Raw genomic sequence first — 15,210 nt, 5'->3', positions numbered from 1 at the left:
CGAACTCCCGATAGGTCAGCTCCACACCCTCGAAATGCACGGCCACCGCATCAGGCTGCGCGGCCACCACCCGCTGGAAACCGGCCAGCAGCGACTCGTCCGCAATAGCGCGCCGAGTGTCGTTCCACTCCTGGAGCATTCGCAGCCGCTCGGCCCCGTCGAGCAATTCGATATCCCCGAGAGGCATCGAAGTGTCCGCAAGCACCGCGGACAGCAATCGCACCAGCCGCTCCGCGAACCCCACGACGGTCCGCTCGTCGAAAAGATCGGTGGCGTAGGTGAACACGGCCCCCATGCCACCGTGCTCCCGCGGCAGCAATGACAGCTGCAGATCGAATTTCGCTATCGCACCGTCGGATTCGACGGCTTCCACAACCAGCCCCGGCAGCTCCACGCGCGGCGCGTCGAGGTTCTGGAAGAACATCGCGACCTGGAACAGCGGATGATGCGCCTGGGTCCGCACCGGGTCGAGCACCTCGACCAGCCGCTCGAACGGCAATTCGGCATGCGAGAAGGCCGCCAGGTCAACCTGTCTGGCGGCGTCGAGCAGATGCTCGAACGAGGCACCGGGGTCGACCCGGGTCCGCAGCACCAAGGTGTTGACGAACATCCCCACCAGATCGTCCAGCTCGGCCTCACCGCGACCCGCCACCGGGCTGCCGATCACAATGTCGCCGGTGCCGGACAATCGGGCCAGCAACGCGGCGAAAGCACTGTGCAGCACCATGAACGGCGAGGTACCGCTGGACTTGGCCAGCCCCTCGATCGCCGCGACCAGATCCGCCCCGATCTCGAAGGCGAAGGTCGCGCCACGCCCGGACGCGATCGCGGGTCGAGGCCGATCGGCAGGGAGGTCGATGCGTTCCGGAATGCCCGCCAAAACCGCACGCCAGTAGGCGATCTGCACGGCGGCGAGAGAATCGGGCTCGCTCTCCTCACCCAGCAGTTCACGCTGCCACAGCGTGTAGTCGGCGTACTGCACCGGCAGCGGCCGCCACTGCGGAACCGAACCGGAATGCCGAGCCAGGTACGCGGTCAGCAGATCCCGCGCGAACGGCCCGGTGGAGAAGCCGTCGGCGGCGATATGGTGCACGACGATCGAGAGCACATGGTCATCGGTCCCGAGCCGGGCCAGTTGCACCCGCAACGGCACCTGCGCCGACACGTCGAACCCGGTCAGCGCCGCCCGGGCCAGCCACCCCGCGAGTTCCTCCGTAGCCACGGACTGCGTCACGAGCTCCGCAATCGCCTGTGCCGCAGCCAGAATCACCTGGCTACCGACACCGTCCACCGCCGGATACACGGTCCGCAACGCCTCGTGCCGCTCGATCACGTCCCCGAATGCAGCCCTCAACGCCCCGACATCCAGCGCCCCGGTCAGCCGCAGCGCGAACGGAATGTTCTCCGCCGCCGACGCGGTATCGAACTGATTGAGGAACCACATCCGCCGCTGTGCCGGGGACAACGGAATGCGTTCCGGCCGTGACTGCGGCACCAGCGCCGCCCGGCCACCGATGCCCTCGAGTCCGGCCAGCTCCTTGGCCAGCCCGGCGACCGTCGGCGCGGTGAACAGCAGCCGACCGGGTATCCGTGCCGAGATCAGCGCGCCCAGCCGCGCCGCGGCCCGGGTCGCGATGAGCGAATTGCCGCCGAGTTCGAAGAAGCTGTCGTCCGCGCCGATCGGTTCGACGGCGCCCAGCAGCTCCGCGAACACCTCGGCGACGGCCGCTTCCAGCCGTCCCGCCGGAGCCCGGAACACGGTGCCGCCCAGCCGCGGCGCGGGCAACGCCCGCCGGTCGAGCTTCCCGACCGGGGTCAACGGAATCCGGTCCAGCACGGTGATGACGGTGGGCACCATGTGTGCGGGCAGCCGGCGGCGGGCCAGTGCGCTCAGCTCTTCCGGATCGATCGCGGCGGCACCGTGCACGTACGAGGCCAGAATGGTTGCACCGTCGGCCAACTCGTGCCCGATCGTCACCACGAAATCCACACTCGGATGCGACGCCAGCACCGCATCGATCTCACCCAGCTCGATCCGGAACCCACGAATCTTCACCTGGAAGTCATTGCGCCCCAGGTACTCCAACTCCCCGGATGCACTCTTACGCACCAGGTCACCGGTGCGGTAGGCACGAGACCCCGCGGGCCCGACCGGGTTCGCCACGAACCGCTGCGCGGTCAGCCCCGGCCGATTGTGATAACCGCGGGCCAACTGCTCCCCCGCCAGATACAGCTCCCCGGGCGCGGCTGCGAGACTCGACACGAGGCGCTCGTCGAGGACATACGCGGTGACGGTGCGCAGCGGTCCGCCGATCGTCACCGCCGTCTGCGGCGTCAGATCGGCGGTGGTGGCGAGGATCGTGGCCTCGGTCGGCCCGTACCCGTTCACGTACCGGCGCACCCGCCCGTCGGCAATCGGAATCGCCCAGCGCCGCACCAACTCCGGCGGGCACGCCTCGCCCGCGGCGACCAGCACCCGAAGACTGTCCAGCCCGCTCGGCTCGACCGAGGTCAAGGCCGACGGGGTGATCATCATGTGGGTCACCCGCTCGCGCCGCAGCAGCGCCGCCAACTCCGGACCGCCGAAGACCTCGGGGGCGGCGATCACCAGGGTCGCGGCCGCGCCGACCGCCAGCAGCAGCTCACCCACCGACACGTCGAACGACGGCGAAATGACATGCAGTACACGGGAATCCGGTGTCGCGTCCAGGTGCTCGCGCTGCACCGAGCAGTACACCGAGGCGGCGGCCTGGCTGACCACCACGCCCTTGGGCAACCCGGTCGAGCCGGAGGTGTAGATGACGTAGGCGGGATGGTGGCCGCGCAGCGGTCGCACCCGGTCGGCATTGGTGATCAACTCGGCCGGGTAGGTCGCGAGCAGTTCGGGACTGTCGATGGCCAACCACGGCACCGCGCCGGGCAACTCGGGAAGCGCGGCGGCGACCGAGAGGCCCAGGACCGCACCGGAGTCGGTCACCATGTGCGCGACCCGGTCGGCCGGATACTTCGGATCGACGGGTACGAATCCGGCGCCCGCCTTGGCGATGGCCCACACCGCGAGCACCGATTCGAGGGATCGTGGAATCCCCACCGCTACCAGATCCTCGGGTCCGATGCCGCGCTCGACGAGCATCCGGGCCAACCGGTTGGAACGCTCATCCAGCTCCGCATAGCTACACGCCTCGAGCGTGTCCGCAGCATCGGCGAGCACCAGCGCGATCGCGTCCGGATTTGATTCCACCGCCGTCAGCAGCAGTTCCGGCAGCGTGTGCAACCGGGGAGTGCGGGTCCGAACGGGGCGCTTGCGGCCCGAGCGAATCTCACCAGCCCTATTTTCAGAATCGCCAGCCACCGCTCCCCCGAGCCGAACCATGAAACGTCTCCCCGAATCCACCGCAACACACGGGCACTCAGAGCTCGAGTGCACCTCAGTGTGAGTGAGCGCCTGCTCGGTGACAAGGTGTCAAAAGTAGGTAGCCGGTGAGATCCGGTGCCGGCAACCGGCACGGTTCTGCGCGATCGCGGAAGACGAACGCGCAGAACCGGTCCCGAAGCTGGGTATATCCCCCTCGATTAACCCGGTATTTACTATTCCAGCGACCTGGTGGTAGTGACCCATGGAACACGGGCGGCAGCAACGTCCGCGGACCCGTCGTCGACGATGATGGCCTGCAGATCCTCGAGCGGCTCCGCATCCAGACCGTCCAGTCCGGCTTGATCGCTGAACAGGTGCGTCACCCACTCGTCGGCCAGTGCCTCGGCCAGTGATTCCTCGGAACCCACCGTCATGATCACCACCGACGCGCCGTTCCCGCCCGCCGCGAGCACCTCGACCACGGCCGCGGGCGAGTCGGACCGACCCCGCCGCCAGGTCCGCGACTCGAAGGTCAGCCCGGTGTCGGCGCTGATCGTGCTGACCAGTTCGGCGAGTTCGTCGTAGGTCAGCACCCGCGCCTCGCTCACGAACGCGATATCGCCGCCCTGCAGCGCCCGGGTCCGGCTGGCGTAGGTCACCGGACGCGGTGAGGCCGCGGCGATCTCGGCGGCCAGCGCAGGGTCGGTGAGCACCAGCCAGTCGACGTCCGGCGCCACGCCGCCCGCCTCGGCCGTCAGCCCCACCTTGATCACCAGATCGGCGGGCAGGGCCGCGCCGGACACCGGCACGATGGCCGCACCCGACTTGAGCACCGCCCAGGTCGCCACCACCGCGCCGATGCCGCGATCCAGGTGCAGGGCCACACCGGTGCCCGGCCCGCAGCCGCGACCGATGAGCACCCGCGCGAGCCGCGAGGACCGCGCGTCGAGTTCCTGATACGACAGCGCGCCGTCACCCCAGGCCAGCGCGGGACCCTCCGGATCGTCCTCCACGGCCGCGGTCAGCAACTGCGGCAACTGCGTGCCCCGGGTGACCGCGGCGCTCTGCACGACCGGCGCGGCGGGCTGCGCATGCGCCTGTGCCCCACCGAGTTCGATGGCTCCGACGCGCTGGCGCGGATCCGCGGCCACCGCCGTCAGCACCCGCACCAGCCGCTCCCCGAAGGTCGCGACGGTGGCCTCGTCGAAGATGTCCACGGCGTAGGTGAGCGCACCGGCGAGCGCGCCGAGGCCACCGTCCTCGGTCTGACGCGGATCGATGGTGACCTGCAGATCGAACTTGGCCGAGATCGCGCCGGTGTCGAGTGCGGTGATGGACAGCCCGGGCAGTTCCAGCCCGGCCTGCTCGGTGTTCTGGAACGACAGCACCACCTGGAACAGCGAATCCTGGCCCTGCGCACCACGATCCGGCGCGACCACCTCGACGACCCGCTCGAACGGGATATCGGCATTGCCGTAGGCGGCCAGATCGGTTTCACGCGCGGTGTCCACCAGCTCGCCGAACGCGGCCGCCGAATCGACGGCGGTGCGCAGGGCGAGGGTGTTCACGAACATGCCCACGACATCGTCGAGCACGCGTTCGCCACGGCCCGCGATGGGCGTGCCGATGGTGATGTCGCGGCCGCCCGAGAGCCGGGCCAGCAGCGCGGCCAGCGCGGCGTGCACGACCATGAACAGGGAAGCGTTGTGCTCGCGGGCAATACGCGCCAGACCCTCGTGCACCTCGGCGGGCACCGAGAAGGTGGTCGCGCCACCCTCCATGGTGCGCACCGCGAGCCGCGGACGGTCCAGCGGCAGGCCGAGCGTGGCGACCGCACCGGCGAGCCGATCCCGCCAGAACGCCAATTGCTCGGCGGCGACGGAATTCTCGTTGTCATCGGTGCCGATGACCTCGCGCTGCCAGAGCGCGAAGTCGGCGTACTGCACCGGCAGCGGCGTCCAGGCAGGCGAATCACCCTGCGAGCGAGCCACATACGCCAGCATGATGTCCCGCGCCAGCGGGGCCAGCGAGGCAGCATCACCGGTGATGTGGTGCACCACGACAACGAGATAGTGCTCGGTGCCGCCGTCGGTGCACAGCAGCACCCGCAGCGGAACCTCCGCGGTGACATCGAACCCACCGGCCAGCACACCGGTCATCAGGCTCAGCGCGTCGGCCAGCGGCTCGACCCGCAGCACGTCGCCGACCGGCAGGATCTCCTGGTAGGCAATGCCGTTCGCGTCCGCCGGGTAGCGGGTGCGCAGCGACTCGTGGCGCTCGAGCACATCGGTGACCGCCGCGCGCAGCGCCGCGATATCGAGATGGCCCGAAAGCTTCAGCGCCAGTGGAATGTTGTAGGCCGGCGACTCCGGATCCAGCTGGTTGAGGATCCACATGCGCTGCTGGGCAAGGGAAAGCGGCACCCGCTCCGGGCGCTCGCCCGCCACCAGCGGCGGCCGGTGCGCGGCCGCCCCGGTCACCACGCGCGCGGCCAGATCCGCGACCGTGGACGCCTCGAACAGTTCCCGCACCGCGAGACTCGCGCCGAGCGCCTCGTTGATCCGCGCCACCGCCCGGGTGGCCAACAGCGAGTTGCCGCCGAGGGCGAAGAAGTCGTCGTCCACGCCGACCTCGGCCGCGCCGAGCAGCGCCGCGAACTCGGCGGCCACCACGCGTTCGGTCTCGGTGCGCGGCGCGCGGAACTCGACGGTGCTGACCGTCTCCGGCGCGGGCAGGGCCTTGCGGTCCAGCTTGCCGTTGGGGGTCAGCGGCAGCACGTCCAGCGCCACCAGGACATCGGGAACCATGTAGGCGGTGAGGAACTCACCGAGCGCGGTTTTGGCAACCGCCTGGTCGAGCACCGTGCCCGCCTCGGTCACCACGTAACCGACGAGCTGGTCGACGTCGTTGTCGGTGCGCACCAACGCCACCGCCTGGCTCACGCCCGGCAGTTTCAGCAGCGCCGACTCGATCTCGCCGAGCTCGATGCGGAAGCCGCGCAACTGCACCTGCTGGTCGCTGCGGCCCGCGTACTCGAGATTGGCTTCGCCACCGAAGCCGACCCAGCGGCCGACGTCGCCCGCGCGGTACATGCGAGATCCGGGCTCCCCGAAGGGATTCGCCACGAACCGCGCCGCGGTCAGGCTCGGCCGTCCCAGGTATCCGCGCGAGAGCTGCGCGCCGTCCACATAGATCTCACCCGCGACCCCGACCGGGGCCGGGTGCAGCCGCTGATCGAGCACGCGTGCGCTCAGCCCCGGCAGGGCGCGGCCGATCATGCTGCTGGGCAGCTCGGCCAGCTCCTCGTCGAGGGCCAGGAACGACACGTGCACCGTGGTCTCGGTGATGCCGTACATGTTCACCAGCCGCGGCGCGTCCGCGGGATGCCGCTCGTACCAGCGGCGCAGCTGCCGCAGATCCAGTGCCTCGCCGCCGAAGACGACGTAGCGCAGCGCGAAGTCCCCGGGCCCGGCGGCCCGGTCTGCCTCGGCGAGCTGGTAGAACGCCGACGGCGTCTGGTTGAGGACGGTGACCCGCTCGCGAATCAACAACTCGCGGAACTGTTCCGGCGACCGCGAGGTGAGATGGTCGACCACCACGACCGCGCCGCCGTTGGCCAGCGCGCACCACAGTTCCCACACCGAGAAGTCGAAGGCGAACGAGTGGAACAGCGTCCACACGTCGTGCTCGTCGAAGTCGAAGTGCGCCTGCGTATTCGCGAACAGCTCCACCACATTGCGGTGGGTGACGCCGACGCCCTTGGGCACGCCCGTGGAGCCGGAGGTGTAGATGACATACGCCAGCTGGCCCGAGCGCAGCGGCGCGCGCCGATCGGCATCGGTGACCGGGGCATCGGAGAACTCGCCGAGTTCCTCGAGCAGCACCACCGGAATGTCCCCGGCGGGCACCGCATCCCGTTCCGACGCGGTGGTCAGCACGCACACCGGGTGGGAATCGCCCAGCATGAATTCCAGCCGCTGCGCGGGGTAGGCGGTGTCGATCGGCAGATAGCCCGCACCCGAGATGAGCACGGCGAGCAGCGCCACCGGCAGTTCCTCGGTGCGCGGAACCGCCACCGCCACCAGCGATTCCGGTCCGGCGCCGCTCGCGATGAGCGCCCGCGCCAGGCGATTCGCTCGACGCATGAGCTCGCCGAAGGAAACCGTCGTGTCACCGAAACGCACGGCCGGAGCATCCGGATACCGCTTCGCCCGCGCCCCGATGAGGTCCACCAGCGTCACGTCCGGCACCGGCGCGCCCGGCGTATTCCACTCGTGCAGAACGAGATCGAGTTCGCCCGGCGCATACAGGTCGATATCGCCGACCACGGCCTGCTCGTCGACCGCGACGGCCGACAGCACCCGGGTCAGGCGATCGGCGAAGTCCTGCACGGTCGCCGGTTCGAACAGATCGGTGGCGTAGGTGAACGCCAGCGCCACCCCGCCGGGCCGATCGGTGACGTCCAGTCGCAGATCCACGTCGGCGATGCCGTTACTCTGGCCGCCCGCGATCATGACCTGGAAAGCAGGATGACCGGCCGCACCGCGCACGGCGTCGAGCACGTCGGCCAGCCGCTCGGTACGCCCGAACGCGTCGGCATCGCTACGCCGCACGACCTCGAGCAGGTCCGCGAACCGCACGCCCGGATCGATCTCGGTGCGCAGCACCACGGCATCGGAAACAGCAAGCGCCGCAGCCTGATCCGCCCCGATCGCACCCATCGCGATCTCGTCGGTCCCGCCCGAGAGCCGCGACAGCAGCACCGCGAACGCCGCCCGCACCACCGTGAACACGGTCGTGTCGTGCCGCGACGCCAGGCGATCCAGCCCCGAGTACACCTCGGGGTACAGCTCGAAATGCAGCTCGTTGCCACGCCGCGACGCGACCGCCGGACGCAGCCGGTCCGCGGGCAGCTCCAGCCGCCCGGCGGGAGCCCCGGTCAGCCACCAGTTCGCCTGCGGCGCCACGGCATCCGTCGAAACCCCGACGAACCGGCCGACCAGCCCCCGCAGCAGATCCGCGAGCGCCCGCGCCGTCGACCCGGACACGGTGTCGCGCCGGTGCCAGACCTTGAACTTCAGCGTCGCACCGGATTCCACCACCACGGTCACCGGATAGTGGGTGAAGGTCACGCCCTTGAGCCCGGCCACCTCCAGCCCGTCGATATCGCTCCCGGCCTTCTGCAGCCCCTCGGCATCCACCGGGTAGGACTCGTAGGCGACCAGCGAATCGAACGCCGCGCCGGTCCCGGCCGCGCTCTGGATCTCGGCCAGCCCCAGGTAGTGATGCTCGAGCAGGGACGCCTGCTCGGACTGCACCCGGTTCAGCAGTTCGCGCACGGTCCATTCGGCGTCGAAGCGCACCCGCACCGGGATGGTGTTGACGAACAGGCCGATCATGTCGTCGACGCCGTCCAGCTGCGGCGGGCGACCCGACACCACCGCGCCGAAGACCACATCGTCGCGATCGGTCAGCGCGGCCAGCACCAGCGCCCAGGCCGCCTGCACCACCGTGTTCACGGTGACCTCGGCCCCGGCGGCGAAGGCCGCGACGGACGCGGTCTCGTCGGCGGAGAGCTCGAATTCGATCTCCCCGTAACCGATTTCGGAGTCCTCGGGCCGCGCCAGCACGCTCCCGATCAGCGTCGGCCGGGCACCGGTCAGGGTGGTGGCCCACTTCTCCAACGTCGCGTCGCGGTCCTGGCGCGAGAGCCAGGTCAGGTAGTCGCGGTACGGACGCACCGGCGGCAGCAGCGACGAATCACCGTGCGTCGCATACAGAATCAGCAGATCCTTCATCAACAGCGGCAGCGACCAGCCGTCGAAGAGCAGGTGGTGCGTGGTCAGCACGAAGTGGATGCGTCCGGTCACGGTGCGGTACACCGTGAATCGCATGAGCGGGGCCTGCGCCGGATCGAAACGAGTGCGCTGATCGGCCTCGAGCAGGCCGGGCACGTCCTCGTCGGCCACATCGGTGATGACCTGCCACGGGGCTTCGAGCCCGTCGATCACGACCTGCACCGGGGTGCCGTCCGCAGCCGGAACGAAGGCCGCCCGCAGCGACGCGTGCCGGTCCAGGATGGCGCTCGCCGCGCGGCGCATGCGCTCGAGATCGACGCTACCCGCCAGCTCCAGCGCGAACTGGGTGACGTAATCGTCGGTGGCCCCGGCGGTCAGCTGGGCATGGAAGTACAGCCCCGACGCCAGCGGCGAGAGCGGCAGCACATCCGACAGCCCCGGGTATTCCGCACGCCAGGAATCCAATTCGACCTGGGTGGCCCGCACCAGCGGCACGTCCGACGGCGTCAAACCGCCTGCGGCCGGGTCGTTCACGTGGCGGGCGACCGCGCCGAGCGCGTCCACCCAGTCCTGCGCCAGCTCGCGCACCGCGTCCTCGTCGAGGATGTCGGCGGCGTACTGGAACGACACCGACATGCGGGGACCCGCCTCGCCGTCGGTGACGATGGCATTGATGTCGACGACGGTGCTCACCGGCATGGCGAGATCCTGATCGACGCTGAGTTCACCGAGCGCGTCGGTGGGCAGCCACCCGGCACCCGTCGGGGCCTCGGTGATCTCGGCGGTGGACACGCGGCCCAGGTAGTTGAAGCCGATCTGCGCGACCCGGCCGGAAAGCTCGCCGGAGGACACGGCATCCAGGTGCCGCAGCATGCCGAACCCGATGCCCTTGTCGGGCATGGCAAGCAGCTGTTCCTTGATCGACCGCATGACCCCGGCGGTGGCGGCGCCACCCTCCAGGGCGGCCGTCGTGTCCACCCCGGTCAGATCCAGCGCGACGGGATAAACGGTGGTGAACCAGCCGACGGTCCGGGTGATGTCCGCGCCGGGAACGACGCTCTCCTCACGACCGTGGCCCTCCATGCGAACCCGGGTGACGGGCGAATCGACGCCACGCCGCTCCCGCCACGACCGCACGGCCAGCGCGAGCGCGGCCAGCAGACCGTCGTTCACACCGCCCCGGTACAGCGCCGGAACGTCGGTGAGCACGGCCTCGGTGACCTCGGCCGGAACCTGAATATTGAAGCGCTGCACCGTGCGATAGGTGTCGACGGTCGCGTCCAGCGCGCGTGCACCCAGCAGCGGATCCGGCGAGGCCAGCGCCGTGCGCCAGTACTCGAGCTCCTCGCGACGGGTCTCGGCCACCTCGCTCAGCCCGTACGACCAACGCCGGAACGAGGTACCGACCGCGGGCAGCGACGGCCGCTGTCCGGCGGCGCGCTGCACGGAGGCCAGCACGAGGTCGGAAATCAGAATGCGCCAGGAGACACCGTCGATGACGTAGTGGTGCGCCGCGACCAGCAGCACATCGGTGGCGTCGGGACGGCGGACCCATGTGAAGGCCACCATGCGACCGGCGACAGGATCCAGCGCACCCAGCGTCGAATCCATTGCGGCACTGCCCGATCGAGCCAGCTCATCACCGTCGAGCCCCGCAGGCAGCTCCACCTCGGCGATCAGCGCATCCGCGTCCAGCCCCTCGGCCGGAGGCACCTGCAACGTCCACCCGTCGCCCTCGGCGACCAGCCGCGCCCGCAACACGTCGTGATGCGTCAGCACCGCCGCCAGCGTCTCCGCGATCCCGGCCCGGTCGATGCCGTCGGGCATCGCCAGCACCATGCTCTGCGAGAACCGTTGCGACACACCGTCGGCCAGATACTCCGCGAGCACCGGCGTCAACGGGATCTCGCCGACCCCGCCGCCCGCCAGCTCCTCCAGCTTGACCACCGCCGACTCGTCGCCGACCACGGCCACCTTGGCCAGCCCGGCCACGGTCCGCTGCTCGAACACGTCCTGCGGGGTGAACACGATGCCCGCCGCCCGCGCCCGCGACACCAGCTGGATCGACAGGATCGAGTCACCGCCGATGGCGAAGAACGAATCGTCCGCACCCACCGATTCGGCGCGCAGCAGCTCCGCGAACAGCTGTGCCAGTTGCGTTTCCACCGGGCCGGAAGGTGCCCGAGTACTGGTCGCCGGGAACTCCGGCTCGGGCAACGCGGCCCGGTCCAGCTTGCCGTTGGCGGTCAGGGGCAGTTCATCGATCACCATGATCGCGGACGGCACCATGTGCGGAGGCAGGCTGCGACCCACGTACTCGGCAAGTTCAGTGGTGTCCACGACGGCACCGGCCGTAGGCAGCACGTACGCCACCAAAGCCGTAGCGCCCGAAGGCAACGTCTTGCCCATCGTCACCGCGAAATCGACGTCCGCGTGCGCCTCGAGCGCATTGTCGATCTCGCCCAGCTCGATGCGGAACCCGCGGATCTTCACCTGGAAGTCCGAGCGCCCCAGGTATTCGATGACGCCGTCCTCACGGCCGTACCGCACCAGGTCGCCGGTCCGGTACAACCGCACGCCCGGGTTCTCGGCGCTGCCGAACGGGCTGGCCACGAAGCGTTCCGAGGTCAGCCCCGGACGGCCCAGATAGCCCTGCGCGAGCGCGGGACCCGACAGATACAGCTCGCCGATGACGCCCGCGGGCACCGGCCGCAGCCGGGTATCGAGCACGAACGCGCCGACGCCGGGGATCGCGGTGCCGATGGTGATGGGCTCGCCCGCCACCATGGCCGCACTGCTGGTGGCGAGGATGGTCGCCTCGGTCGGGCCGTAGCCGTTGTAGAAGGCTCGCCCCGGTACCGCCCAGCGCGACACCAGTTCCGGACCGAACTTGTCACCGGCGACGACCACGACGCGCAGGTCGTCCAGGCCGCCGGCGTCCACCGACTCCAGCGCGGCCGGGGTGATGAGCATGTGCGAAACGCGCTCGCGCCGTAGCAGTTCGGCCAGGTCGTGGCCGCCGAAGACGGTCGGCGGCGAAACCACCAGGGTTGCGCCGGACGAGAAGGCCAGCAGCAGTTCCAGCACCGAGACGTCGAAGTTCGGCGAGCACACGTGCAGCACCCGGGCATCGCGGTCGATGCCGTAGTGCTCACGCTCGGCGGTGACCAGCGCACCCAGACCGGTGTGCGTGACGACGACGCCCTTGGGGCGGCCGGTGGAACCGGAGGTGTAGATGACGTAGGCCGGATGCTGCTCGGTGAGCGCGCGCACCCGGTCGGCATACGAGATGGGATGCGCGGGCCGCGCCTCGATGCGCGCCTCGACCTCGGGATCGTCCAGCACCAGCCAGGAGACGCCGTCGCCCAGCTGCGCGCGATGCGCCGAGGTGGTCACGCCGAGCATTGCGCCCGAGTCGGACAGCAGGTACTCGATGCGGTCCGGCGGATACTTCGGGTCGACCGGCACGTAGGCCGCGCCCGCCTTGGCGATGGCCCAGACCGCGAGCACCGACTCCAGCGAGCGGCTGATCCCGATGGCGACCACGTCACCCGGGCCGACCCCGGCATCGATCAGTTCGCGCGCGAGCCGCGAGGAGAGTTCGTCGAGTTCCCGATAGGTGAGTTCCCGCTGATCGGCGGGAGCACCCGTGGGGTTGAAACGGATCGCCACCGCATCGGCCGCAGCCTCGACCGAGGCGGTCAGAAGCTGCCCGAAGAGCAGGCTGCCGGACCGGCGGCGACGACTACCACGAGCTGAACGGCGGGCAGTATCCATTCGAGTGTATTCACCTCTCGCGTTCATCAGGTTCCGCCCGGCCGAAGCGAATTCGACATCCACGCATGACACACGACGATGCTGTCGACGGTGGTGGCGGCGGTCCGAGCAATCCTATACGGGTGCACCGGTGCAGAATTACTGCCCGAGCTCTCTACACACACCCATCGCAACGAGAGCGGTACCGCGTTGCACCTTCATCAACGCGAGTGAAATAGCCCACAGATTACAGCCAGCCTCGGCGGGTGGCCTGCACTCCCGCCTGGAAGCGGGTGCTCGCACCGAGCCGTTCCAACAGGCTCGCCGTGCGACGCACCACGGTCCGCCGGGACAGCCCGAGCCGCCGCGCGATGGTGTCGTCGGTCGCGCCCATGCTCATCAGCGTCAGGATCGCCTTGTCGCGATCGTCGAGCGCCTCGGACGGGTTCACCGAGATCGGCGTGGACATCAGCCACAGCGCGTCGAACGTCTTGACCAGCAGATCCAGCGTGGGCGACGGGCCGACCCGCACACCCATCGGATCGCCGCGCCGTTCGTCGGTGTGCAGCACCAGCACCGCGCGCCGATCGTCGGCGACGATCAGCTTCATGGGCGGATCGGGCAGCGTACGCGCCTGCGCGCCAACCGCATTGGTGGCCAGCACGTGCCGCAGCCGCTCGGGATCCTGGTAGATGGTCTCCTGATACAGGGTCCGGTAGTCGATCCCGGCCTGGATCCGCGAGGACTTGAGCTCGAACATCCGCTCCTCGGTCTCCACATCGGAGAGGAACGGGCCGCGCTCGACCACCTTCACAGTGGTGTGCGCGGTGTGCTGCAGGTCCTCGAAATCTGCCAGCAGCTGGCGGCGTTCGTAGACGGCCACCACCGCACCGTCGGCATCGGTGGTGCGGCGCACCGAGCGGAAGGTCTCGCCCAGGCGCGCGGCGGCCGACTGCATGCGCAGCATGTCCTGATTACGACGCCGAGTCTCGGCCTCCGACAGGGCTTCCGGGGCGTGCGCGTCGAAACGCACCACGCCCTTGCCGTCGGTGAGCCGGACCACGGCCTCGAGCTGACACAACGCTTCGAGCGCGGTCTCGATGACGCGCGGTGGAACGTTGAGGCGCTCGGCGACCTCGGAAACAGTCGAACGCGGATGCTGAATCAGCACCCCGTAGGCGCGACCGTGCAGGGAGGCGGGGTCGAAGAGATCGTCCAGTGTCGTCACCGCGCCCACCGGCATGCGCCGGTCCGGAAAACGTCCGGTCGTCGGAAGCGGTGAACGATCTACTGGTCCGGGCCCCACTGCTGCTGCATGAGAACGCCCTTGCTGGCTAGCCATGGCAGCGGATCCATCTTGTTGTTGGCGGCGTCCCAAATCTCGAGGTGCAGATGGGGACCTGTGGAATCTCCGCGGTTGCCCACGGAGGCGATGACATCGCCGGTGTTCACGCGCTGGCCGACGGTCACGTACATGTCGTTGACGTGGCCGTAGACCGCGGTGGTGCCGTCGTCCTGCTTGACGCGCACCCAGAGGCCGAAGCCCGAGGCGGGGCCGGCATCGATGACCGTGCCGCCCATGACGGAATGGATCGGGGCGCCGATCGGATCGGCGAAGTCGATGCCGTAGTGCATCGCGCCCCAGCGCATTCCGAAGCCGGAGGTCAGCGGGCCGTCGACCGGCTTGACCACGTTCGGGCCCGGATTGAGCTGCTGCTGCAGGGTTTTGAGCGTCTGCTCGGCCTGCTGCAAGGGGGCGGAGACCTCCGGCGGCAGGTTCTGCAGTCCGAAGGGAGCCGGGTCGGGGGTGGCCGCGGCGACCGGGTCGGCCTGGGGCGCGGCGTCCGCGATGGGGGCGGCTTCCTTGGCCTGCTTCAGTTCCAGCGCGGTGTTCTCGACCGCGAGATCCGCACCGACGGTGCTGGGGTTCTCGTCGTGGGTCGGGAGCAGCGGGGCGGCATGCGCGAGAGCGGGAACCAGCTGGGTCGCGGTGCCGATCAGGGCTCCGGCGGCGACAGCCATGCCCGCGGCGGTCTTCACGCGATCGGCGGCGGAGGGGTCGGCCCGGTGACGTCGGCGCGATGAGGTGCCAGCGCGGCCGGCACCGGAATCACCAAGCAAATCCATGACAGTTACGGAGTTCGAGGTAGTTCGGTGGTGCGGCACTGCAAGTCCTAGCGTTCGGTGGGTCCGGTAACGATTCGGCATCGCTGTGACGGAAACTGTACTCGGTTGTGACCGAACCGCAACCTTTTGTGCGATAACGCCAGCTGGAGCACTCGAACCCTTGATCACAAAAGG

The 15,210-nt window shown here is 69.4% G+C and carries 4 protein-coding genes; all 4 read right to left on the bottom strand.

The window, feature by feature from the left end; all coding sequences use genetic code 11:
* On the bottom strand, nucleotides 1-3,274 hold a 3,274-nt coding region (locus ACYVN4_RS38390), incomplete at its 3' end, for an amino acid adenylation domain-containing protein (RefSeq protein WP_460727992.1).
* Between the two features lie 314 nt (nucleotides 3,275-3,588).
* Complete coding sequence (locus ACYVN4_RS38385; RefSeq protein ID WP_460727990.1) at nucleotides 3,589-12,930, bottom strand: amino acid adenylation domain-containing protein; 9,342 nt, start codon at nucleotides 12,928-12,930, stop codon at nucleotides 3,589-3,591.
* Between the two features lie 226 nt (nucleotides 12,931-13,156).
* On the bottom strand, nucleotides 13,157-14,137 hold the full coding sequence (locus ACYVN4_RS38380) for a helix-turn-helix transcriptional regulator (RefSeq protein ID WP_460727988.1): 981 nt from the start codon (nucleotides 14,135-14,137) through the stop codon (nucleotides 13,157-13,159).
* 59 nt (nucleotides 14,138-14,196) lie between these two features.
* The gene (locus tag ACYVN4_RS38375; RefSeq protein ID WP_460727986.1) at nucleotides 14,197-15,036 is read right to left on the bottom strand and encodes a M23 family metallopeptidase; all 840 of its coding nucleotides are present in this window, start codon (nucleotides 15,034-15,036) and stop codon (nucleotides 14,197-14,199) included.
* Nucleotides 15,037-15,210: the final 174 nt, after the last annotated feature.

The sequence above is a fragment of the Nocardia heshunensis genome (assembly GCF_054782115.1).
Note: the sequence above shows the minus strand (reverse complement) of the source record. Positions and strands in the feature narration are given on the sequence as shown.

Coding starts and splice junctions, on each gene's coding strand:
- ACYVN4_RS38385 (WP_460727990.1), bottom strand. CDS start 12,930: ATGGATACTGCCCGCCGTTCAGCTCGTGGTAGTCGTCGCCGCCGGTCC.
- ACYVN4_RS38375 (WP_460727986.1), bottom strand. CDS start 15,036: ATGGATTTGCTTGGTGATTCCGGTGCCGGCCGCGCTGGCACCTCATCG.